The organism is Arcobacter sp. YIC-80 (assembly GCF_044841725.1).
In the GTDB taxonomy this organism is placed as follows: Bacteria; Campylobacterota; Campylobacteria; order Campylobacterales; family Arcobacteraceae; genus Arcobacter_B.
The window spans coordinates 60,327-81,702 of sequence record NZ_JBJBSI010000006.1; the positions used below are offsets into that span (position 1 = coordinate 60,327).

Sequence of the window (21,376 nt, forward strand, 5' to 3'; positions counted from 1 at the left end):
ATTTCTCCTTTAACTTCTTGATTTTACTGTAATTTTCTTCACATCTAAAAGCTCTTTAGCTTTATTTAACATAGGTGAATTTAAAATATCATTTAGTTGTAATTCCCTTTGTGAAGGTTTAGGATCTGCTACTTTTTGCATATCTGCTACACAGCCAGAACCTACTTCAACATCTTCAAGCATAGAACTTGTATCATTTGAGTTATTTTCATTTGATACTGTTTGTTCTACTTTTTTATTCTCTTTATCTAAGCTTGAAGCTTCCCGGGCCTGCTCCTTTGTAAAATCTAGCTCAACTTCATTTCCAAAAACATCTTGAGCAAATGTTCTTATCAATCCAAAATGTTTATATAAAAACTTCCTATCATCACCTTGTGCTTTTGAAATAATATATAACTTATTATCTTCATATCCATTATAGATAAAATTTTGTTCAAAACATTCACCTAGAGAATAATCCCTATCATATACTTTTTGAGTCAATTTATCATATAAGTCGTTTGTTTTAGGCTGTTCTTGTATTGGTTCTTCAAAAGGTACAGCTTCTACTTCCATATTTGGATTTACAGCTACTTGTTGTTCTACTGCTTCTACTTGAATTTCATTTGAACTATTTATTTCTTGAGTTAAAGGCTTAGACTGAGATGGTTGAATACTCTCTTGTACTGTTTGTTCAAAAGGATTAGAATCTATATTATTTACAACTAATTCATTGTTCTGAAGCATATTAGTTTGAATATTTTGATTTGCTTGTGGTTCTTGAGTATTAGTTACAAACTCTTCATTTTTCTTTTGCTCTTGTGTATTTGAAATTGGTGCACTTGTTGGTAAATCATCAAATGGCGTTGGATAAGACACAGTCTCAATTGCATCTGTTACTCCTAAATCAACAATATCACCCACACTATTAGCATAAGCTAAATCTTCAGGAGTAGCTTCTTCTATTTTTGTTTCAGGTTCAGATTCAAATGGGTTTTTGTTTATTGTATTATTTTCTTGCATTTGAGCTTGAATTGTTTGTTCAACTTTTTGCACAACATCTTCAACATTTTGAGTTGGAACTTCTTGTATCTTTGAAGGTGTTGGCATTTCTTGAGTAACTTGTTGTTGTATTTCAGGAGTTGTTTGAGGTTTTATCTCTTGAACTTTATTTGGTTTAGATTCAGGATTTTGAACACTAGGAGTTGTTTGAACTGGTTCTACTTTTTCTTTTATTTTTTGAACTTGATCAATTATTTCATCTATAGTTTTAATATCAACAGCTTCAATCATTTTCATTAAAGTTAAAATAAGTACAAATCCTCCATCAGAATTCATTGCTAAAAGATGTTTTGCATCACTTAATATTCTAAAGAATCTATCATATAAAAGTAAATCAAATCTTGAATCTTTTTCTAGCATTCTATGTTTTAAATAAATAGTCATTTCATCACAAACTTGTGATACTTCATAGTTTTCAAGCTCTTTAACAATAGCTGTAATATCTCCTTTATTTAATACAACTTGGAAAATTGTATCCATTACTTCAGGATCAATAAGACCTAACATATCAACAACTGCTGTAGTTGAAACTCTTCCTTTAGAGAAAATAATAGCTTGGTCAAGCATAGTTAAAGTGTCCCTTAAACTACCTTGTCCACTTCTTGCTAAAATCTCTAAAGCATCACTTTCAAAATCTATTCCCTCTTCATTTAAAATATGAGATAAATGATGAATAACATCAGAATTAGATATTTTATTAAATCTAAAATGCTGTGTTCTTGAAAGAATAGTTGCAGGTAGTTTTAAAGGATCAGTTGTTGCTAAAATAAACTTTACAAAACCAGGAGGTTCTTCTAAGGTTTTAAGTAAAGCATTAAAAGCTTGAGTTGTAAGCATGTGAACTTCATCGATTATAAATACTTTAAATCTTGCACTACTTGGTTTATATTTTGTATGTTCAATTAAATCTTTAATATCATCAATACCTCTATTTGAAGCAGCATCCATTTCTATAATATCTAAGTGTCTTGAAGCATTTGCACTTTTACAGTTATCACATACTTCACATGGTTTTGAAGTAGGCCCTTGGCTACATAAAAGAGCTTTTGCCATAATTCTAGCCGTACTTGTTTTTCCACTTCCTCTAAGCCCACTGAATAAATAAGCATGAGATAATCTATTTGAGTCTAATGCTAATGATAAAGTTTGAGAAACAGTACTTTGCCCTACTAAATCTTCAAATCTATGCGGTCTATACTTTAAAGCTAAAACTCTTTTTTCTATTGATTCACTCATACTTCACATTTCCTTACCATTATTTCATCTTGTTTTTTATATTCTCTAAAAATCATATCTACCATATTTTTATTTATTTCACCTGTATAACAAATTGATATTTTTAAATCACCAAGATTATTATGCCCTTTTTGGCTACTAAGACTTAATAATCTATTTGCAATTGCTTCACCTGTTTGAACTAAGTTTATACTCTCACCCATAATAGTTTTAATTGCTTGTGATACTAAAGGGTAATGAGTACATCCTAAAACAATAGTATCAACACCATTTTCTTTCATAGGTTGAAGCCATTTTTTTAACATCTCATTTGTATCTTTATCTAAAACTCTTCCTTTTTCAATCTGTTCTACCAAACCAGGACACTCTTGCTCAAAAAGTTTTACTTTTTTATTACGTGCAAGAGAATCAACTAAAGTTTGATACTTAGCACCTTTTAATGTAGCAGGAGTTGCTAAAACTCCTACACTTAAACTTTTACTATTTTGTATAGCTGGTTTAATCCCAGGTTCTGTTCCTATTACGATTAAAAAAGGAAAGTTTTCTCTTAAATGCTTTATAGCAGCAGAAGTTGCAGTATTACAAGCTACAATTAAAACTTCTATATCATGTTTTTTAATAAAATAGTTTGTAAGTTCAATACATCTTTGAAGAATTTGTTCATGGGTTTTTACTCCATAAGGAGCATAGGCTGTATCAGCAATATAAAAAATATCAGCACCATTAAAAACATCTTTGATAGCATTTACAACAGTAAGACCACCAAGCCCAGAATCAAATACACCTACTTTCAACTTTTGCCTTTTATAAATTTATGAGATTATATCTAAAAAGGTCAAAAAAGTAGATGAAAACAATTAGGGTATTTTTATAATAAAAATGTTAAAACTAATAAATCTTTGTAAATAAAATATTTTAATAAAGGCTAACTTTGTTTTTTCACTTTCATCCTTATGAACCATTTTTAAATGAGCATACTAAAAAAGTAATAGTAGGAACGTTACCTCCTCCAAGATTTTGTAAAAAAGAGTTTAAAAGTAAAGATGTAGATTTTTGTTATGGTTCCCAAGATGGTCTTTTATGGAAATGTCTTGATAAAATATTTGATTTAAATTTACTTTATGAAAATAAAAAAGAAGCAATTACTCAAAGAAAAGAGTTTTTAATAAAAAATCAAATAGGTATTTGTGATATTGTCCAGTCCTGTCAACGAGAAAAAATTGATGCAAGTGATTTAGGAATGAGTGATGTTAAACTTCGTGATATTCTAGGATATATAAAAAAGTACAAAAATATAGAAACTCTAATATTTACAGGTGGGAATAGTAAAAATGGTCCTGAATATTTTTTAAGACAAATTTTAAAAGAGGAAAAAATAAAATTAAATTTAGTTTGTAAAGACATACCTAAAGTTCATAGTTTCACTTATGACAATAGAATCATAAATACTATAAGTTTAACATCTCCTTCAAATGCAGCAAATAGATATATAGGTTCAAATGCTTTATATAAAAAAAGAAAATTAGAAAATAAAAGTTACACTACTTTTGATTTTAGAGTAGAACAGTATAAAAAAGTTTTTAAAGATAAAATTTAAGAAAGTATTGAATAGAAAAGAAAACTTTTCTATTCAATATAAAGATTTTATTAGAAAGCTTCTACAATAGAACCTTCATATTTTTCAGCAATAAAGTTTTTAATCTCAGTTGAGTTTAATACCTCATTTAAAGCTTTAATAGCTTCACTATTTTCATTTCCTTCTTTTACAACTAAAATATTTGCATAAGGTGAATCTTTTGGTTCAATAATTAATGCATCTTTTAAAGGATTTAAGTTAGCTGCTAAAGCATAATTAGTATTAATAATAGCACCATCAACTTCATCTAAAACTCTTGGTAATTGAGGAGCATCTAACTCTTTGATTTTTAAGTTTTTAGGGTTATCTTTAATATCTAAAGCTGTTTTAAATTGAACATCATTAAATGTTAATAAACCTTTTTTTTCTAAAATATCTAAGGCTCTACTCTCATTTGTAGGATCATTTGGTACAGCAATAGTAGCACCATCTTCTAATTCACTTAAGTTTTTTAATTTATTTGAATATAATCCCATTGGCTCTAAGTGAACATTTACAGTTTTAACTAATTTTGTGTTTTTACTTTTGTTAAACTCAATTAAGTATGGCTCATGTTGGAAGAAGTTAGCATCTAACTCACCCTCATCAACTGCAATATTTGGAGTTACATAATCTGTAAACTCAACAATTTGTAAATCATAACCTTTTGCTTTTAATAAAGGCTGAGCTATTTCTAAAATTTCAGAATGAGGAACTGGTGTAGCTCCAACTTTGATAACTTTAGTTTCAACTTTCTTCTCTTCTTCTTTTGAATCAGTACAAGCTACTAATCCTAAAGCAACTGCAACAGTAAGTAATAATTTTAATAAATTTTTTAACATATATTTTCCTTTCTTTATTTTTTTGTAATTTTGTATAAATAATCCCCTGCACTCTGACAAGCTTGAACAAGTGCAATAAGAATAATAACTGTATAAATCATAGTATCAGTTTGGAATCTATAGTAACCATACTTAATAGCTACATCACCTAAACCTCCACCACCAACAGCTCCTGCCATAGCAGAAAAACCAATAACTGTAATTAGTGTTAAAGTAATTGCTGAAATAATACTTGGTAAAGCTTCAACAAGCATTACTTTAAAAATAATTTGTGAATCACTTGCACCAAAGGATTTTGCTGCTTCAATTACACCTTTATCAACTTCTTTAAATGCACTTTCAATCAATCTTGCAATAAATGGAGCTGCACCAATTGTAAGTGGAATAATCGCAGCTGTCGTTCCAATACTCTTTCCAATTAAAAACTTTGTTAAAGGGAAAAGAACAATCATTAAAATAATAAAAGGGAATGATCTTAAAGTGTTTATAACAACATCTAAAATAGCATACACTTTTAAATTTTCTCTTAACCCACCTTTTGAAGTTAGAATTAAAACAATTGCTAAAAGAAATCCAATAACTACAGCTAAAAAAGTAGATACAAATGACATATATACAGTTTCACCAAGTGCAGGTAATAAAATATCAACCATTATAAAACCTCCCATACAATATCATGTTCTTTAATATAGTTTGTAACTATTTCTTTATTTTTACTGTCTATATTTATAACCATATTTCCAACAATATGAGAATTAATCTCTTCAAGTTTTCCCCATACGATATTGAAATCCATATCTAACTCTCTTGCCATTTTTGTAATAAATGACTGATATGCATTATCTTTTGGAAAATATAATTTTATATTTACACCATCATTAGGAACAACTTCTGTTTCTCCTAAAAAGTCTTTCATTTTTTCATCAGGTTTTAAAAACAACTCTTCTGTGTCATCAAAACCTATTATATTTCCATGCTCTAAAAGTAAAGCTTTTTGAGCTATTTGTTTTACAACTTCCATTTCGTGAGTTACTAAAACAATAGTAATATTTAGTTTTTCATTTATCTCTTTTAATAGATTTAAAATAGATGTAGTTGTATTTGGATCAAGTGCTGATGTTGCTTCATCACTTAATAATACTTCTGGATCTAAAGTCAAAGCTCTTGCAATGGCAACTCTTTGCTTTTGCCCTCCACTTAATTGGCTAGGGTAAGCATTCATTTTTTGCTCTAAACCAACTAAAGACAATAAATCTTTAACTTTTTTTGAAATGTCTTCTTTTTTATAACCCCAAAGTTGCATTGGAAGTGCTACATTTTCAAATACAGTTTTTCTTTGAATTAATGAAAAATGTTGAAATATCATCCCAATATTCTTTCTAAACTCTCTTAACTGCTGCTTATTTAAAGATTTTATTTCTTTATTATTGACCTTTAATGAACCTTCACTATAATCTTCAAGTCCATTAATACATCTAAGAAGTGTAGATTTTCCAGCACCACTATGCCCTACAATGGCAAACATCTCACCTTTTTTAATATCTATAGAAATATCATTTAAAACTTTTACATCACCATAGTATTTATTTAAGTTTTCTATAGTTATCATGATAAATCCTTCATTAAGTGATGGAATAGTATTAAAATTTGAATAAAATATGTGTTAAATGAAAAAGAAAAGTAGCATTTTTTTGAAATTAATTGTAATTTTGTGTAGTTTAAATTTGACTAGTTTAGTATTGTTTATATTTTGAATAAAAGAGAAAATCTCTTTTATTCATTCATTCCTGCAAAAAACTCTTCATTATCTTTAGTTTTTTTCATTTTAGAATATAAGAATTTAAGTGCTTCAACTTCATCCATAGATGCAATTGCATTTCTTAAAATCCATGTTTTTTGTAAAATTTCAGGAGTAAGAAGTAACTCTTCTTTTCTAGTACCTGATTTTGTAATATCAAGAGCAGGATAAACTCTTTTATTAGCTGCATCTCTACTTAATACAACTTCACTATTACCTGTTCCTTTGAACTCTTCAAAAATAACTTCATCCATTTTTGAACCAGTTTCAATTAATGCAGTTGAAATAATTGTTAAAGAACCACCCTCTTCAATATTTCTAGCAGCACCAAAGAATCTTTTTGGTTTATGTAAAGCATTTGCATCAACCCCACCTGAAAGTACCTTTCCAGAACTTGGTGTTACTGTATTATAAGCTCTAGCTAATCTTGTAATAGAATCAAGTAAAATAACTACATCTTTTTTCATCTCTACAAGTCTTTTTGCTTTTTCAATAACAATTTCAGCAACTCTTACATGATTATGTGCAGGTAAATCAAAAGTTGAACTATAAACTTCACCTTTTACACTTCTTTGCATATCTGTAACTTCTTCTGGTCTTTCATCAATTAAAAGAACCATTAAAGATACTTCTGGATGATTTTTTGTAATACCATGAGCTAACTCTTTTAATAACTCAGTTTTACCAGTTTTTGGAGGTGCAACAATAAGACCTCTTTGACCTTTACCCATTGGAGCAAATAAATCAAGCATTCTTCCTGTCATTCTTGTAGATTCATACTCAAACTTAAACTTATCAGTTGAATATAAAGGTGTTAAGTTATCAAATAATGGTCTGTTTTTTGATGCTTTTATAGGTAAATAATTAATTGCTTCAATTTTTAATAAAGCATTATATTTTTCACTTTCTTTATTTGGAGGTCTAACTTGTCCAGTTACAATATCTCCAGTTCTTAATGCAAATTTTCTAATTTGAGTTGCACTTACATAAGAATCATTTGATGTGTCAGAAAAATTCCCATCAATTGCTCTTAAAAATCCAAATCCACCCTCTTTAATCTCTAAAATACCTGTGAATAAAATAAATCCACCTGCATCAATTTGATTTTTTAAAATCGAGAACATTAAATCTTGTCTTTTTAATTCTTGGGGATTTTCTACATCTAATTCTTTTGCGATATTTAAAAGTTCTTCTAAAGGAAGTTCTCTTAATTGTTCAATTTTATACCCTTCAACAGGTATATGAGTTCTAGTTTTCCTAGTGTTTTTTGTTTTACTTTGAGTTTTAGACTCTTCCATGAGTAATCTTAACCTTTGATTTTACATATTAAGTATGTAGTTTTTTTGTAGTTTTTGTAGTTTATAAAGTAATAGTGTAATTGTAGTGTTAATTTAAAAAAAAGTCAATTAAATTGATTTGTACTAGATAATAAAGGTGCAAAAGCACCTTTATTTAAAATACATTTAATTATATATTATAAGTCACCTTCGTGCTTACCTAAATATTCAGCTACACCTTCTGTTGAAGCTTTCATACCTTCATCACCTTTATTCCATCCAGCAGGACAAACTTCACCATGCTCATTTGTAAATAACATTGTATCAACCATTCTGATCATTTCATCAATGTTTCTACCTAATGGTAAGTCATTAATTACAGCATGTCTTACTGTTCCATCTTTATCAATTAAGAAAGAACCTCTTAAAGCAACTGAATCTCCGAATAATACATCATAATCTCTAGAAATTTGTTTAGATAAGTCTGCAACTAATGGGTATTGAATTCTTCCAATTCCACCATTTTCAACAGGAGTTTCTCTCCATGCAAAGTGTGAGAATTGTGAATCAACAGAAACACCAATTACATTGATACCTCTTGAAGAAAATTCTTCAATTCTTTTTGAGAATGCAATAATTTCAGAAGGACACACAAAAGTAAAGTCTAATGGGTAGAAAAATAATACCGCACCATTTTCACCAATGTTTTCATATAAATTAAAATCTTCAACAATTTGTCCGTCTGCAAGTACAGCTGTAGCTGTAAAATCTGGAGCTTTTTTAGTTACTAACATATTTAATTCCTTTATTAATATTTTATTTGTGATGTAATTATACACCAAAAACTTTCAAATTAAGCTACAACTTTCCTTAAATTTTGAAATTTGTGAAAATTTATCCTAAGATAATTTTTATCCTTGATATATAAGTATATTTATATAGCTTTATTTATCTCAATAATCATTATCATTTTAAGTTTAATAAATGGCCAGTGTTACCATAAATGCTACATTTTTAGTATCAATTGATAATTTTTATTTTTTAAAGTAAATTTTATATTTACTGTGATAAAGTTTTACTAAATTTATTATAGGAGATTTACTATGGCAGTAAAAATTACTGATATTTGTATTAGCTGTGACGCATGTTTAGATGAGTGTCCAGTAGAAGCAATTGTTGATAACGATGATAACCCAACTGGTGAAGATGTATATTATGTATACTCTGACAAATGTGTTGAGTGTGTAGGTCACAATGATGAGCCAGCATGTGCTGACGCATGTCCAACTGAGGGATGTATTGTATGGGATGAAGCTGGTTCAGGTTCTGTTGAAAAAGAAGACAGAGGTGAAGCTGGAACTCCTGTAGTAGAAGACTAATTTTTAGTTTTAACTATATCCAAACACTATAAAAGGCAAGTAGTTTTTTTAACTACTTGCCTTTTTTTATTTTTTTAGGTATAATCCGCGACTTAAAAAAATATTGAGGGATATACAAATATGGAACAAACACTATCAATCATCAAACCTGACGCGGTAGCTAAAAATGTTGTAGGTAAAATCTTAGACAGATTTGAATCAAATGGATTAAGAATTGCAGCAACTAAAAAAGTTCAATTAAGCAAAGCTGATGCAGAAGCATTTTATGCAGTACACGCTGAAAGACCATTTTTTGGTGAATTAGTAGAATTCATGATTTCTGGACCAGTTGTTGTAACTGTTTTAGAAGGTGAAGATGCAATGGCTAAAAATAGAGACTTAATGGGTGCTACAAATCCTAAAGAAGCAGCAGCTGGAACAATTAGAGCAGATTTTGCAGAATCAATTGATGCTAATGCAGTTCACGGTTCAGATTCATTAGAAAATGCAGCAAATGAAATTAAATTCTTCTTCTCTGACAGAGAAATTTGTTAATAAATTAAAAGTTTTTATAATTTAACATGAAAATAGAATTTAAAAAAGTACCACAAAGCCCTAAAGAATTCAGTGCTTCACTTGCTTCAGTAGAAATTGAAGGTACTTTTTGTAAAATATCGCAATCGTTAGTAAAAATTGATGCTGTATTAAAAGGTAATACACAAATCGATTGTTGCAGATGTGGTATCACAGATACTATTACTTTAAATGAAGAAGCAAATTTTTTATTAAGTGATGGTATTTATAAAGATGATTCTGAATCAGAAGATTTAGTAATCGAAATAGACAATAATACAATTGACTTTGATGAAATAATTCAAAGTGAATTAGAATCAATTAAAAGTGATTACTATCTATGTGAAAACTGTTCACATGACGATAGTGAATTTCAAAAAGAATTTTAAGGAGAAAAAAATGGCAGTACCAAAGAGAAGAGTATCTCATACTAGAGCAGCGAAAAGAAGAACTCACTATAAAATAACTTTAAAAAAACCAGTTAAAGATAGTGATGGTTCTTGGAAAATGCCTCATACGGTTAACCCAAACACTGGTGAATACAAAAGCTAATGTTAAAAATCGCAATAGATGCAATGGGTGGGGACTTCGGTCCTGAGCCTATTATTCAAGGCCTTGTTGCAGCTTTAAAACAAAATAATAACTTCACTGCAATTGCAGTTGGTAAAAAAGATGAAATTGAAGCTTTATTACCAAAACAATTTTTATCAAGAGTTGATATACTAGATACAGATGATGTAATTAGTATGCATGACTCAGCTACAGATGCACTTAAAAGAAAAGATTCTACAATTTATAAAGCTATTGAATTAGTAAGAAACCAAGAAGCTGATGCTGTTGTTTCTGCTGGACACTCAGGTGCCTCAATGTCTTTAGCAACACTTAGAATTGGAAGAATAAAAGGTGTATCAAGACCTGCTATAGCAACACTTATGCCAACTAGTGAAAACCAAAATACTTTAGTATTAGATGTTGGAGCCAATGTTGATAGTGACGCTAAAAATTTATTTGAATTTGCTGTAATGGGACAAGTTTATGCACAAGATGTACTACAACTTGACGAACCAATTGTTGGATTACTTTCAAATGGGGAAGAAGAAAGCAAAGGAAATGAAGTAACAAAAGAAGCTTATAAACTTATATCAAAAGTTCCAAATTTTGCAGGTAATGTAGAAGGTAGTGATATCTTCAAAGGAACAGTTGATGTTGTTGTTTGTGATGGTTTTGTAGGTAATATTTTACTTAAAACAGCCGAAGGTGTTGCAGATACAATCGGACAAATCATCAAAAAGAATTTAAAAAGATCTCTAATTTCAATTGCTGGTGCAGTTCTTATGAGAAAGGTATTCAAAAACTTAAAAGTAAGAGTTGATTATGCAGAATATGGTGGAGCTCCATTACTTGGAGTAAAAGCACCTGTTATTATTGCCCATGGGAAATCAAATCCTAAAGCAATACAAAATGCAATATTCCAAGCTATAAATGCAGCTAGCTCTAACTTAAATAGTCATATTGAAGAGAGATTATCACAGTATAGTAATTAATTAGATATAATAACTATACTTTTATTTAAGGATATGTAAATGACATATGCAGCTTTTAGATCTATTGGAGCTTATATTCCTCCAAAGATTATGACAAATGCAGATTTTGAAAAAATTATTGATACTAGTGATGAGTGGATTACTAAAAGAACTGGTATTAAAGAAAGAAGAATTTCTGAAGAAAACGAAGCTTCATCTGATTTAGGAGCAAAAGCAGCACAAGTTGCTATTGATAGAGCAGGAATTGCAAAAGAAGACATTGATATGGTTATCTGTGCAACTGTAACTCCTGATTATTTATGTATGCCTTCAACGGCTTGTTTAATTGCATCAAAATTAGATTTACCTCCTGTTCAAGCTTATGATATTAGTGCCGCGTGTACAGGTTTTGTATATGCTGTATCTGTAGCAAAAGCATTTATTGAATCAGGAATGAAAAAAAATGTTCTAATAATCGGTGCAGAGACTTATACATCAATTTTAGATTATACAGATAGAGGAACTTGTTTTATCTTTGGAGATGGAGCAGGAGCAGCTATAATATCAGCTACAGAAGACAAAAGTGAAGCAATCGTAGATGTTAATTGTTCAAGTGATGGGAACTATGATGATTTAATCAAAACTCCTGGCGGAGGAAGTAAACATCCATGTTCACAAGAAGTAGTTGAACAGAAAATGGCTTGTATAAGAATGAAAGGAAATGAAACTTTCAAACTTGCAGTTAAAACTCTAACAGCTGACGTTGAAAAAATGATGGAAAAACACAATATTAAAAACAATGATATTGACCACTTTATTCCTCATCAAGCAAATTTTAGAATTATAAACGCAGTAGGAAAAGCTTTAGGATTAAGTGATGAACAAACTGTAGTTACTGTAGATAAATATGGTAATACATCAGCAGCTTCAATTCCAATGGCAATGAATTATGCTTATGAGCAAGGAAAAATCAAAAAAGGTGATAATATCTTATTTGATGCCTTTGGTGCAGGACTTACTTGGGGAAGTGCTTATTTCCCATTCTCACCTAAGAACTAAATAGAAGGCTAAAGCCTTTTATTTATTTTATAATACTTTCTTATTTATTTCAAAAAAATACTAACTTTGATACTATAAATACTGGACTAAAGTCATATAAAAAATTGTACCAGCAAAAATAGAAATCAAATAATTCTTAAAAATTATATGCAAAATTGCAGTAAATAAAATACCACCTATTTCTTTTAAACCATAAGGTGCAAGGGAAAAATCTACATCTTTCACGGAATAAACTATTAAAATTGTCATAATTACAGCAGGGAAAAACTTCTCAATAAATACTACATAAGAAGGAAGTTCATTTTTTCTAAAAAATAAAAATGGAAAAACTCTAGTAAAAAAGTTTACTACTGCCATTATAGCAATTGCTATATATATTTCAATTCCACTCATTGTTCAATCTTTCTTCTAAAAGTAAACATCAAAATAAGTGCAACAACAATTGAGACAATTAACATCTTATCACTTGGTATAAAAATAAGTGAAAATACAGAAGCTATACCTCCTACGATAAAAGGAGTTATATTTTGTAAACTTTTATACTGTTCAATACATAAAACTACAAAAAGTGCTGTTAAAGAAAACTCTAATCCTGCTGTATTAAACTCTATATTTGAACCAATTATGGCTCCAAAAGTACATCCTAAGAACCAATAAGATTGATTAAAAGCTGTTAAAAAAAAGTAATACCATCTTTTTTTTAACTGTTCATCATCTTTAATTGTTGTTAAAAGTGCATAGGTTTCATCAGTTAGACCAAAAATCAAATAAGGCTTTAATTTTCCTGTTTTTTTAAATCTTTTAAGCAAAGATAATCCATAAAAAGATTGTCTTATATTTATAAACCATGTTGCTATTGCTATATCTACATATCCAGCTTTTAAATTAAAAAAGTTTATAGCTACAAATTGTAATGCACCTGCATAAATGAAAAGTGACATTATAGGAGCTAAATACCAAGGATAATCAAAGGATACAAGGAGCAAACCAAATGCAAAGCCTAAAACTGCATATCCCATCATAACAGGAATTGATACTTTAAATGCAGTTTTTATCTCTCTTTCATACTTCAATACTTATACCACCTACTTATCAAACTTTTTATTATTTGGATTATTTTTAAAAATATTCATTGATTTTTCTTTAGGATCCTTGTTAAACTTATCAACAGTTGCCACTGAATTAATATATAAAATTGATTCATCAACAACTATTTGAAATACACTATGAAGTGGTATCTTAACAACTGAACCAAAATTTTCACTTCCAAAACCTGCTTCAAAACTTATAGAATCATTTGTTAACTCTATTGTTGTATATGTATAATTACTTAAAATAAAAAGTGAAAATTTTTGAAGTTGTTCTTTTATAGAGTTTGGTAAAGCTGGGTTAAACTCAATTGGTTCAATATTTGCTGTTATTGAAAACTCTTGATTTTTTTCTAAAAGAAACTTTATTGTTTCAAACACTTGTTTTTGTACTAAGTTTTTATAATTTACATCTTCTATTATATTATTTATCATTCTATTAATATCCATTTTAAAATTTTAGTGGTATTATAACCTATGAAACGAATATTTTTGCTTATTTTAATACTTTATAATATTACTTTTGCTTATGAGTTTAAACTAAATAAAGATGATATTAAATATATTCAAGAATCAAAAAAACAATCTTTTATAGTGAATAGATTGAAAAAGTACAAGACTTTAAAAGAGGAAGTTGTTGATTATACTTTAATTAGAAAACTTTCACATATAAATGCTTTCTTTAATAAAATTCTACCAAAACATGATATTAAAGCAAATTCATCAATTGATTATTGGGCAACTCCTAAAGAGTTTCTAATACAAGGTCATGGGGATTGTGAAGATTATGTTATAAGTAAATATTTCACACTACTAGAACTTGGCATTAAAAAGAAAAATCTTTATTTTGCAGTTGTAAAAGTAAAAGGTGAACGAGATTATCACATGGTATTACTTTATGTAGAAGATAAAAAGAAAAGCCCTCTTGTTTTAGATAATCTTAGTTTTAAAGTAATTCCTTTTAACAAAAGGAAAAAACTAATTCCCCAATTTGCATTTAATGAAATAGATGCTTATAAATTTACAAAAGATGGTTTTACTAAAAAAGTAAAAATAAATTGGGGAAATGAAAATAAATGGCAAAAACTCCTTATAAGAGTTTATGAAAAAAACGAATAAATCTCAAGTTCGTCAAAATCTATCATTGCATTCATTAAAGCAAACTTTTCACACTTTTGAAGCATCTGGATACTTATATCTTTTTCATATAGTTTTCCTTGTGATATAAGTCTTGCTCTTGTTGTACCTTTTAGTAAAGGTTTTTTTGGACTTATCCATCTATTATCATAAAAAATTGCTATATTAGCAATGGAAGTATCTGTTATAAATCCATCTTTAACAATGATTATTTCATCACAATTATCTTTTTTAGCACATAATTCATCTAGTTTTTCTCTATTTAGATATTTTTTTGAGTAGTCTATATTTTCATCATAAACTAATTTAAAAGTTTTTATATCTTTTTTCTTATACTCAAAATAGTTTACATCTAAAACACCTGACTCATCATATATTAATTTACATCTTAAAAGTTTATTTGATAAAGGATATATATATTCACTTAAATTTATATTTAAACCAACTGTTTTAGCAATTCTTTCTTGATGATACTCTAAGTTAAAAACTTCAAAATCATCACACTTAATAGTTTCAAAATACACTTTTTCTTCTTTTATAATCAATTTAAATTTAAAAGATATAATAGCTAAACTTTATTTTAAGGCTTCTCATGCAAAAGAAATATCAGAAGATTATTAATAGTTTTAAAGATTTTGATAATACATATAAATATGCTTTTATAGGTATTCCAAAAGGTTTTGGTGGCTTAAAAGAACACTATTTTGGTACACTTCAAAATTTTAAAAAACTATATCCAAACTTTAAAGCAAAAAATAAAATTCCTACAGTTTTATTTTTACATGGATCTGCTGGATTAAATAAGGGTGTTATTTATAGAAAATGGATTGTTGAAAAAGCAAATTTTATTTTCTTTTGTCCTAATTCGTTTAAAGTAAAAAATAGACCAACGTATGAAACACCTACAAAACTTAAAAATTACGAAAAAGTTCATAAGTTTAGACAAGCAGAAATACACCACAACTTACAAAAACTTCAAAATATAAGCTTTATAGATATAAAAAATATATTCTTAATGGGTAATTCAGAAGGTGGTTTAGCCGTAGCTTCATTTAAAGGAAGAGAGTTTAAAGGTAGAATTATAACTGCATACTCTTGTGAAAACTCATACTATTCAAAAAATTTTGAAATAGGTGCAAATAAAAATGAACCTATTTTAAATATCATTGGAACACATGATGAATATTTTTCAAATAGTGCAAATCCTACAAAAAATTATGATGTGGAAGGACACTGTACAAAAGCTCTAAGAAAATATAAAAATGCAAAGGTTATAATACTACCTCAAACTAAACATGATATCACTTCTAATATCTATGTAAAAGATGATATTATAAGCTTTTTAAAGCTTTGGAGTAAAGAAGCCTAAAGACTTCTTTTACTTTACAAACACTTGTGCTACATCTTTTGAGTATTGAAGTTCACTAGTAATTCCAACACAAGAGCAATTAATCTCTGATAATACATATTTATCAGACCCATCTTTATTATAATCTAAAATATAATCCATAGTCCATAACAATGGATAGTTTTGACCTCTTAGATATGGTTTTAAAACTTCTAAACCTTCTTTAGTTAAATCAATTACATCTTTCCATTTAGGTTCATCTGGCGATTCGTATTTATATTTAGCACCAGAAAAAAGTGTTGCAGAGAATTGACCTTCTTGAGGTTTCTTATGTACTACAGAAATTGGTTTATCATTTACTAATAAAACTCTTATTTCACCTTCCTTAATTCTTTCTAAATATCTACAACCAACAAACCCTACTTTTCCTTGGAAATATTCAGCATACTCACTATCATCTTCAAAGTTCTTCTCAAATTTTGAGATAAACTCATGAATATCATCAAAAAAGAATTTTTCATTATTTACAGCTTCTGTGGAAATAATCGAACCATCTTCTTGTTGTCGTACAAGATAAACACCTTCACCTGTTGAACCATAATTTGTTTTTAAAACTCTTATTCCATGTTTTTTTAAATCAGCTGGAAATTTTGATGCGAAATCAGGAAAGTTATGGTAAAAATATGATTCATCATCACCTAAAACACTACCTTTTAATTTTGCTAAGATATCTTTAAAATCTAAATTAATCATAACATCAGGGTGAGTATGAATTTCAACACCACTATCCCCTAAAGCTTTTAAAAATTGGAAATATTCATCAACTTGTTTCAAATTTCCAGGGTTAATCCTTGAGATTACAGCAAAAGCATTTTGTTTTAAATACTCTAATAATTGATATTTTTTATTTGGCTTAAAAAATACAATTTCAGTTTTAAAAGAAGTAACTTCTTCTATTGCTCTTAAAATTGGTTTAGTATCCGGTCTAAAACCATCAAAACCTTTATCACTACCCTTTTGATACTCAATAATAAAAACTGTATCTGCTTTTTTCATTTATTACTATCCTATTTAAAATATAAATAAGATTATAAAATTATTTGATTACATTAAAGTTACAATTTAAAAAGGTAAATATATTTTGTCAAGTAGCTCTTCATACTCTAAATTGGCATTAGAATCACAAGTTATTCCACCACCACTTTTATAGTATTGATTATTATTTTTATCTTCTTCTATAAATCTTATCATTACAGAACTATCAAAGTTTTCACCATCATACACTCCAAAAATACCTGTATAGAAATCTCTTTCATAACCTTCTATTTCTTTTAAAAGTTCAATTGTCTTTTTCTTTGGAGTTCCTGTTATTGATCCAGCAGGAAGCATCGAGGTTATTATTGTTCCTAGTTTTTTTTGCCAATTTTCTTCTAAATTTGCAGATATCTTAGAACTAACTTGTAAAAGTTTTTTATTCCCAGCATTTATCTTATCAATATATCTAAACTCATCTACTCTAACTTTTGAAGCCACAACTCCTAAGTCATTTCTTAATAAGTCAACTACCATAGTATGTTCAGCCATTTCTTTTATATCACCTAAGATTTTGGCTTTTGCATTAGATATACTTGAATCAATAGTTCCTTTCATCGGATAGGTATAGATTTTATTTTTTTTTATTTTTACAAATCTTTCAGGAGAAAAACAAACAAAGTTATCATCTTTATTTTTATATCTTAACTTAAATTTTGCATCTACTTTCTCATATATTTCATCAAGAGAAAAATTGGTTTTTATTTTTGTTTTAGCAGTAAGATTTAAAAGATATGTATTTCCTTCTCTTATTTGATTTTGTAAAAAATCAAATTTTTCTTTATACTCTTTAAAAGATATTGGATATTTTTCTACTTTTGTTTGATGTTTATTCTTATTCTTACTTTTTGAATTAATTTCAAACTTTATTCTATTAGGTAAGGTAGAAATTTTATTTATGTAGAATTTTGTAAAGTCATAAGATATTGTAAAAAAAAATGGCTCATTTAATGAGCCATATTTATTTATTTCTTCTTCAATTAGTTTTTTATTCAATTTCTACTTTTTTATTGTAAAACTAGTTTTTTAAGTGCAGCCATTCTAATAGCAACACCATTTGTAACTTGTTCTAATACTTTATTTCTAGGGTCTTTTAGCATTTCATCTGAAATATCTACATTTCTATTTACAGGACCTGGATGTAATAATAAAATATCTCTATTTCCCATTACTTCACTTGTAATACAGAAATCTTTTGCATATTCATTTAAAGACTCAAAATATACTTGGTTGTGTCTTTCTAACTGAGTTCTTAAACTCATAATAATATCTACATCATCAATTACATCATCTAAACTTGTATATGTTTCAAAATCATTACCTTCATATCTAAAACATTCAGGAGATACAAAACAAACATCAATACCAAATTTTGGTAATAATCTTTTATTTGAACCTGCAACTCTTGAAGTTCTTACATCACCAACGATAGCAATTTTTTTACCATCAGTTTGACCTTCAAAGTGTTCATGTATTGTAAACATATCTAATAGTGCTTGTGTAGGATGAGCGTGTTTTCCATCTCCTGCATTTAAAATAGGACAGTCTACAAAATCAATTAGTTTATCAGGAAGTCCACATTCAGAATGTCTTATGATTAAAGCATCTGGTTTCATCGCATTAATATTAGCAACTGTATCAAAGATTGTTTCACCTTTTGAAGTTGAAGAAGTTCCAACATCCAAAGATACAACCTCAGCACCAAGTCTTTTAGCCGCTATTTCAAAAGAACTCCTAGTTCTAGTTGAATTCTCAAAAAACAAAGTAACTATAAGTTTTCCTTTTAAAGTTTCATTGTATTCAAACTTTAAAAACTCTCTTGCGTCGTTAAATAAACTTAAAATCTCTTCTTTAGAAAAATCAGAAGTCCTGATTAAATGCTGCATTTTTTCCCTTTAATTTTAGTTTTTATTTTACCCAAATTGAGTTTAAAGAAAAAATAGTCTTTTCAAAAGCAATTGTTAACATATCGTTTAAATTATTTTGATATAATCTTTTCTAATTTATAAAGTATTTAGGAAAAAAAATGATAGAACAATTAGATAAAGATTATGTACTTCAAACTTATGCAAGAAACTATGTAAACTTTAAAAAAGGTATAAATGCAACTTTATTTGATGAAAATGATAAAGACTATATAGATTTCACATCAGGTATAGGTGTTGTTTCAGTAGGTCATGGAAACAAAGAAGTAGCAAATGCCATTTATGAGCAAGTAAGTAATATTACTCATATTTCAAACCTTTTTGCTATTGAACCACAAGCAAAATTAGGTGAAAAAATTGCTAAATTATCAGGGATGGATGTAGCAACTTTTTTTGCAAACAGTGGAGCTGAAGCAAATGAAGGAGCTATTAAATTAGCAAGAAAATATGGTGAAACAAATTTTGATAACAAAAGATATAAAGTTATCACATTAGAACACTCTTTTCATGGAAGAACAATTACAACAGTAAAAGCTACAGGTCAAAGCTCTATGCACACACCAAGCTTTTCTCCATATCCAGATGGTTTTTTATATAATGATAAGATTGAAGATATTTATAACTCTATTGATAATGAAACAGTAGCTGTTATGATAGAACTTGTTCAAGGAGAAGGTGGAGTTCAACCTTTTGATAAAAAAGAGATACAAGAATTAGCAAAATTTTTAAAAGAGCAAGGAATTTTACTTATTATTGATGAAGTTCAAACAGGAGCTTATAGAACAGGAGAATTCTTAGCAACAAATCTTTATGAAATTGAGCCTGATATTATTACAATGGCAAAAGGTTTAGGTGGAGGTGTTCCAATTGGGGCAGTTGTAACAAAACATAAAGATTTATTTACTTATGGGGATCATGGTTCTACTTTTGGAGGTAACTATTTAAGTTGTGCTGCTTCATTGAAAGTATTAGAAATTTTAGATAACTACAAAGATTCAGGTAAATTAGATGAAACAATCATTTATTTTCAAGATAAATTAAATGAAATTTATGAAGCAAATAAAGATATCTTCACACATAGTGTTGGATTAGGACTTATGAGAGGGCTTAGAGTAAAAGATGCCAATACCCTAGCTTCTATTATAAAAGAAGCATTTAATGAAGGTTTATTAGTTTTAAGAGCTGGTAAAAATACTTTAAGAATGTTACCTGTTTTAACTATTTCAAAAGAAGAAATTAATGAAGGATTTAAAAGGCTTGAAAATGCACTTTCTAAAATCAAATAAAATTAAACTACTTTTATGTAGTTTAATTGGTGTAAATTTATTAGCAAATAGTAGTTTTGATGAAGAGATTTTATCAGACAGTAGAAAAAAGACTTTTACATTAGATGAAAAACAAGCAAAAGAAGATAGTGCAAAATTAAAAAAAGATTGGATAAATCCCATAACTTTGCAGTACAAAAAAAATTTAGGTGATGATTATAAAGGTGAAACATCTTTAATATCTATCAATCAGCCTATTTTTCAAAGTGGTGGGATTTATCAAGCAATTAAATATGCTAACTCAACATATAAATATTCTAATCTTCAAATACAACAACAAAGAAAGCTTTTAATAAAAGATGCTTTAAATTTACTTTTCCAAATAAAGAAGCTAGATTTGAATATTCAAAAAACAAAACTAACTTTAGCAAATGCAAAAATAGATGTAACTAGAAAAAAAGAACAGGTTTTAAATGGCTTTTTAGATAGTTCATTTTTAGATAATGCCCTACTTACTTTAAATAGTTCAAAACATACTTTAGTTGATTTAAAATATCAAAAACAAGAGCTTATAAATAGTTTTAATAATATTGCTGCAGGAGATTATAAACAATTTAAACTTCCTAACTTTGAACTAATTTCAAAAAAAGAGTTCTTAGAAAAGAATATAGAACTTGATAAAGCAAAAGCCTCTATTGAAAAAAATAAAAACTATTCATATATGACTATGGCTAGATATTTACCAAGTGTAAATGTCTTTTATAACTATTCTAAAACACATTATACAGATGGAAAGCCAAAAGCAGGTCAAACAAATGAACAAACTTATGGTTTATCAATTAGTATGCCACTTGACTCAAGAGCTTTCAATGATATAGAAAGTAAAAGAATTGAATATTTAAAGTCTAAATTAAATCTAAAAAATAAGATTGATGATGAAAAAAGTTTTTTTAAAACAAAAATAGATAAACTTAATATGTTAAACGAAAGATTAAAAATTACTAAAGAAGATTTAGCTCTTTATAATTCTATTTTAAAGATTATTAAAGAAGAAAAAGAAGCTCAGATTAAAACCCAAAGTGATTATGATACACTTAAAAACTCCAGAGATATTAAATTTTTAGACGAAAAAATTTATAAAATAGATAAACAAATTATTCTTTTGGATATGTACGCTAAAATTTTCTAAACAAAAGGGA

25 protein-coding genes are annotated in these 21,376 nt (G+C 28.0%); 11 read left to right on the forward strand and 14 right to left on the reverse strand.

Translation table 11 applies throughout. The annotated features are described in order from the left end of the window. Nucleotides 1–9 precede the first annotated feature (9 nt). Both ACH5BK_RS09290 and murI read right to left on the reverse strand, forming a co-directional pair. Entirely contained in the window at nucleotides 10–2,277 is a 2,268-nt protein-coding gene (locus ACH5BK_RS09290) for a DNA polymerase III subunit gamma/tau (RefSeq protein WP_404306678.1), read from the reverse strand. After that, the gene (murI, locus tag ACH5BK_RS09295) at nucleotides 2,274–3,071 is read right to left on the reverse strand and encodes a glutamate racemase (RefSeq protein ID WP_404306680.1); all 798 of its coding nucleotides are present in this window, start codon (nucleotides 3,069–3,071) and stop codon (nucleotides 2,274–2,276) included. The genes ACH5BK_RS09290 and murI overlap by 4 nt, the downstream gene beginning before the upstream one ends. Nucleotides 3,072–3,208: 137 nt before the next feature. On the opposite strand from murI, the gene ACH5BK_RS09300 reads away from it, so the two are divergent. Continuing rightward, nucleotides 3,209–3,874 carry a uracil-DNA glycosylase family protein gene (locus ACH5BK_RS09300; protein WP_404306682.1) on the forward strand — a complete coding sequence of 222 codons (666 nt, stop codon included), beginning with the start codon at nucleotides 3,209–3,211 and terminating at the stop codon, nucleotides 3,872–3,874. Between the two features lie 50 nt (nucleotides 3,875–3,924). Here ACH5BK_RS09300 and ACH5BK_RS09305 read toward each other — a convergent pair whose 3' ends face one another. The 5 genes from ACH5BK_RS09305 to ACH5BK_RS09325 all read right to left on the reverse strand — a co-directional run bounded on the left by ACH5BK_RS09305 (nucleotide 3,925) and on the right by ACH5BK_RS09325 (nucleotide 8,603). Next, on the reverse strand, nucleotides 3,925–4,734 hold the full coding sequence (locus ACH5BK_RS09305; RefSeq protein ID WP_404306684.1) for a MetQ/NlpA family ABC transporter substrate-binding protein: 810 nt from the start codon (nucleotides 4,732–4,734) through the stop codon (nucleotides 3,925–3,927). Nucleotides 4,735–4,748: 14 nt separating this feature from the next. Further along, a complete protein-coding gene (locus ACH5BK_RS09310; RefSeq protein ID WP_404306686.1) occupies nucleotides 4,749–5,387 on the reverse strand; it encodes a methionine ABC transporter permease in 639 nt (212 codons plus the stop codon). After that, nucleotides 5,387–6,343, reverse strand: coding sequence for a methionine ABC transporter ATP-binding protein (locus ACH5BK_RS09315; RefSeq protein WP_404306688.1), 957 nt, complete (start codon nucleotides 6,341–6,343; stop codon nucleotides 5,387–5,389). Before ACH5BK_RS09315 ends, ACH5BK_RS09310 begins: the two co-directional genes overlap by 1 nt. A 164-nt stretch (nucleotides 6,344–6,507) precedes the next feature. Further along, on the reverse strand, nucleotides 6,508–7,830 hold the full coding sequence (rho, locus tag ACH5BK_RS09320) for a transcription termination factor Rho (RefSeq protein WP_254576334.1): 1,323 nt from the start codon (nucleotides 7,828–7,830) through the stop codon (nucleotides 6,508–6,510). A gap of 176 nt (nucleotides 7,831–8,006) precedes the next feature. Continuing rightward, nucleotides 8,007–8,603, reverse strand: a complete 597-nt coding sequence (locus ACH5BK_RS09325) for a peroxiredoxin (RefSeq protein ID WP_404306690.1) — start codon at nucleotides 8,601–8,603, stop codon at nucleotides 8,007–8,009. Nucleotides 8,604–8,912: 309 nt separating this feature from the next. Here ACH5BK_RS09325 and ACH5BK_RS09330 point away from each other — a divergent pair, with 309 nt between their 5' ends. The 6 genes from ACH5BK_RS09330 to ACH5BK_RS09355 all read left to right on the forward strand — a co-directional run bounded on the left by ACH5BK_RS09330 (nucleotide 8,913) and on the right by ACH5BK_RS09355 (nucleotide 12,322). Next, nucleotides 8,913–9,188 (forward strand): NADH-quinone oxidoreductase subunit I, encoded by a 276-nt coding sequence (locus tag ACH5BK_RS09330; RefSeq protein WP_404306692.1) that lies wholly within the window; start codon nucleotides 8,913–8,915, stop codon nucleotides 9,186–9,188. A gap of 120 nt (nucleotides 9,189–9,308) precedes the next feature. Next, complete coding sequence (gene ndk, locus ACH5BK_RS09335) at nucleotides 9,309–9,722, forward strand: nucleoside-diphosphate kinase (protein WP_404306694.1); 414 nt, start codon at nucleotides 9,309–9,311, stop codon at nucleotides 9,720–9,722. A gap of 26 nt (nucleotides 9,723–9,748) precedes the next feature. After that, nucleotides 9,749–10,129, forward strand: coding sequence for a hypothetical protein (locus tag ACH5BK_RS09340; protein ID WP_404306696.1), 381 nt, complete (start codon nucleotides 9,749–9,751; stop codon nucleotides 10,127–10,129). A 10-nt stretch (nucleotides 10,130–10,139) separates the two neighbouring features. Further along, a complete protein-coding gene (rpmF, locus tag ACH5BK_RS09345; protein ID WP_404306698.1) occupies nucleotides 10,140–10,292 on the forward strand; it encodes a 50S ribosomal protein L32 in 153 nt (50 codons plus the stop codon). Beyond that, the gene (plsX, locus tag ACH5BK_RS09350; protein WP_404306700.1) at nucleotides 10,292–11,284 is read left to right on the forward strand and encodes a phosphate acyltransferase PlsX; all 993 of its coding nucleotides are present in this window, start codon (nucleotides 10,292–10,294) and stop codon (nucleotides 11,282–11,284) included. The genes rpmF and plsX overlap by 1 nt, the downstream gene beginning before the upstream one ends. Before the next feature lie 39 nt (nucleotides 11,285–11,323). After that, entirely contained in the window at nucleotides 11,324–12,322 is a 999-nt protein-coding gene (locus tag ACH5BK_RS09355; RefSeq protein WP_404306702.1) for a beta-ketoacyl-ACP synthase III, read from the forward strand. 72 nt (nucleotides 12,323–12,394) lie between these two features. On the opposite strand, the gene ACH5BK_RS09360 is transcribed toward ACH5BK_RS09355, so the two are convergent. From ACH5BK_RS09360 to ACH5BK_RS09370, 3 genes are read right to left on the reverse strand one after another with little or no spacing between them, the layout of a single operon-like run. Beyond that, nucleotides 12,395–12,715, reverse strand: coding sequence for a branched-chain amino acid transporter permease (locus ACH5BK_RS09360; RefSeq protein WP_404306704.1), 321 nt, complete (start codon nucleotides 12,713–12,715; stop codon nucleotides 12,395–12,397). Beyond that, on the reverse strand, nucleotides 12,712–13,395 hold the full coding sequence (locus tag ACH5BK_RS09365; protein ID WP_404306706.1) for an AzlC family ABC transporter permease: 684 nt from the start codon (nucleotides 13,393–13,395) through the stop codon (nucleotides 12,712–12,714). Before ACH5BK_RS09365 ends, ACH5BK_RS09360 begins: the two co-directional genes overlap by 4 nt. A 12-nt stretch (nucleotides 13,396–13,407) precedes the next feature. Beyond that, nucleotides 13,408–13,845 (reverse strand): hypothetical protein, encoded by a 438-nt coding sequence (locus tag ACH5BK_RS09370; RefSeq protein WP_404306707.1) that lies wholly within the window; start codon nucleotides 13,843–13,845, stop codon nucleotides 13,408–13,410. Between the two features lie 42 nt (nucleotides 13,846–13,887). Here ACH5BK_RS09370 and ACH5BK_RS09375 point away from each other — a divergent pair, with 42 nt between their 5' ends. After that, entirely contained in the window at nucleotides 13,888–14,529 is a 642-nt protein-coding gene (locus ACH5BK_RS09375; protein ID WP_404306709.1) for a transglutaminase-like cysteine peptidase, read from the forward strand. Here the strand turns inward: ACH5BK_RS09375 and ACH5BK_RS09380 are convergent. Further along, nucleotides 14,511–15,071, reverse strand: a complete 561-nt coding sequence (locus ACH5BK_RS09380) for an aminotransferase class IV family protein (protein ID WP_404306711.1) — start codon at nucleotides 15,069–15,071, stop codon at nucleotides 14,511–14,513. The genes ACH5BK_RS09375 and ACH5BK_RS09380 overlap by 19 nt on opposite strands. A 68-nt stretch (nucleotides 15,072–15,139) precedes the next feature. On the opposite strand from ACH5BK_RS09380, the gene ACH5BK_RS09385 reads away from it, so the two are divergent. After that, nucleotides 15,140–15,916 carry a hypothetical protein gene (locus ACH5BK_RS09385; protein WP_404306713.1) on the forward strand — a complete coding sequence of 259 codons (777 nt, stop codon included), beginning with the start codon at nucleotides 15,140–15,142 and terminating at the stop codon, nucleotides 15,914–15,916. A gap of 9 nt (nucleotides 15,917–15,925) precedes the next feature. Here the strand turns inward: ACH5BK_RS09385 and ACH5BK_RS09390 are convergent, their stop codons facing one another. The 3 genes from ACH5BK_RS09390 to ACH5BK_RS09400 all read right to left on the reverse strand — a co-directional run bounded on the left by ACH5BK_RS09390 (nucleotide 15,926) and on the right by ACH5BK_RS09400 (nucleotide 18,873). After that, nucleotides 15,926–16,951 (reverse strand): Cj0069 family protein, encoded by a 1,026-nt coding sequence (locus ACH5BK_RS09390; protein WP_404306715.1) that lies wholly within the window; start codon nucleotides 16,949–16,951, stop codon nucleotides 15,926–15,928. 66 nt (nucleotides 16,952–17,017) lie between these two features. Further along, the gene (locus tag ACH5BK_RS09395) at nucleotides 17,018–17,983 is read right to left on the reverse strand and encodes an aminodeoxychorismate synthase component I (protein WP_404306717.1); all 966 of its coding nucleotides are present in this window, start codon (nucleotides 17,981–17,983) and stop codon (nucleotides 17,018–17,020) included. An 11-nt stretch (nucleotides 17,984–17,994) separates the two neighbouring features. Then, nucleotides 17,995–18,873 carry an aspartate carbamoyltransferase catalytic subunit gene (locus tag ACH5BK_RS09400; RefSeq protein ID WP_404306719.1) on the reverse strand — a complete coding sequence of 293 codons (879 nt, stop codon included), beginning with the start codon at nucleotides 18,871–18,873 and terminating at the stop codon, nucleotides 17,995–17,997. A 140-nt stretch (nucleotides 18,874–19,013) separates the two neighbouring features. Here ACH5BK_RS09400 and ACH5BK_RS09405 point away from each other — a divergent pair, with 140 nt between their 5' ends. Together ACH5BK_RS09405 and ACH5BK_RS09410 are read left to right on the forward strand one after the other, a co-directional pair. Then, nucleotides 19,014–20,198, forward strand: a complete 1,185-nt coding sequence (locus ACH5BK_RS09405) for an aspartate aminotransferase family protein (protein WP_404306721.1) — start codon at nucleotides 19,014–19,016, stop codon at nucleotides 20,196–20,198. Next, nucleotides 20,176–21,366, forward strand: a complete 1,191-nt coding sequence (locus ACH5BK_RS09410) for a TolC family protein (RefSeq protein ID WP_404306723.1) — start codon at nucleotides 20,176–20,178, stop codon at nucleotides 21,364–21,366. Before ACH5BK_RS09405 ends, ACH5BK_RS09410 begins: the two co-directional genes overlap by 23 nt. Nucleotides 21,367–21,376: the final 10 nt, after the last annotated feature.

Excerpts from the sequence above, each read along its gene's own strand:
- ACH5BK_RS09290 (WP_404306678.1), bottom strand. The coding sequence starts at position 2,277 with ATGAGTGAATCAATAGAAAAAAGAGTTTTAGCTTTAAAGTATAGACCG.
- ACH5BK_RS09360 (WP_404306704.1), bottom strand. The coding sequence starts at position 12,715 with ATGAGTGGAATTGAAATATATATAGCAATTGCTATAATGGCAGTAGTA.
- ACH5BK_RS09385 (WP_404306713.1), top strand. The coding sequence starts at position 15,140 with ATGCAAAAGAAATATCAGAAGATTATTAATAGTTTTAAAGATTTTGAT.
- ACH5BK_RS09375 (WP_404306709.1), top strand. The coding sequence starts at position 13,888 with ATGAAACGAATATTTTTGCTTATTTTAATACTTTATAATATTACTTTT.
- ACH5BK_RS09315 (WP_404306688.1), bottom strand. The coding sequence starts at position 6,343 with ATGATAACTATAGAAAACTTAAATAAATACTATGGTGATGTAAAAGTT.
- ACH5BK_RS09390 (WP_404306715.1), bottom strand. The coding sequence starts at position 16,951 with ATGAAAAAAGCAGATACAGTTTTTATTATTGAGTATCAAAAGGGTAGT.
- rho (WP_254576334.1), bottom strand. The coding sequence starts at position 7,830 with ATGGAAGAGTCTAAAACTCAAAGTAAAACAAAAAACACTAGGAAAACT.
- rpmF (WP_404306698.1), top strand. The coding sequence starts at position 10,140 with ATGGCAGTACCAAAGAGAAGAGTATCTCATACTAGAGCAGCGAAAAGA.
- ACH5BK_RS09400 (WP_404306719.1), bottom strand. The coding sequence starts at position 18,873 with ATGCAGCATTTAATCAGGACTTCTGATTTTTCTAAAGAAGAGATTTTA.
- ACH5BK_RS09325 (WP_404306690.1), bottom strand. The coding sequence starts at position 8,603 with ATGTTAGTAACTAAAAAAGCTCCAGATTTTACAGCTACAGCTGTACTT.
- plsX (WP_404306700.1), top strand. The coding sequence starts at position 10,292 with ATGTTAAAAATCGCAATAGATGCAATGGGTGGGGACTTCGGTCCTGAG.
- ndk (WP_404306694.1), top strand. The coding sequence starts at position 9,309 with ATGGAACAAACACTATCAATCATCAAACCTGACGCGGTAGCTAAAAAT.
- ACH5BK_RS09370 (WP_404306707.1), bottom strand. The coding sequence starts at position 13,845 with ATGATAAATAATATAATAGAAGATGTAAATTATAAAAACTTAGTACAA.
- ACH5BK_RS09310 (WP_404306686.1), bottom strand. The coding sequence starts at position 5,387 with ATGGTTGATATTTTATTACCTGCACTTGGTGAAACTGTATATATGTCA.
- ACH5BK_RS09355 (WP_404306702.1), top strand. The coding sequence starts at position 11,324 with ATGACATATGCAGCTTTTAGATCTATTGGAGCTTATATTCCTCCAAAG.
- ACH5BK_RS09410 (WP_404306723.1), top strand. The coding sequence starts at position 20,176 with ATGCACTTTCTAAAATCAAATAAAATTAAACTACTTTTATGTAGTTTA.
- ACH5BK_RS09305 (WP_404306684.1), bottom strand. The coding sequence starts at position 4,734 with ATGTTAAAAAATTTATTAAAATTATTACTTACTGTTGCAGTTGCTTTA.
- ACH5BK_RS09405 (WP_404306721.1), top strand. The coding sequence starts at position 19,014 with ATGATAGAACAATTAGATAAAGATTATGTACTTCAAACTTATGCAAGA.
- ACH5BK_RS09330 (WP_404306692.1), top strand. The coding sequence starts at position 8,913 with ATGGCAGTAAAAATTACTGATATTTGTATTAGCTGTGACGCATGTTTA.
- ACH5BK_RS09340 (WP_404306696.1), top strand. The coding sequence starts at position 9,749 with ATGAAAATAGAATTTAAAAAAGTACCACAAAGCCCTAAAGAATTCAGT.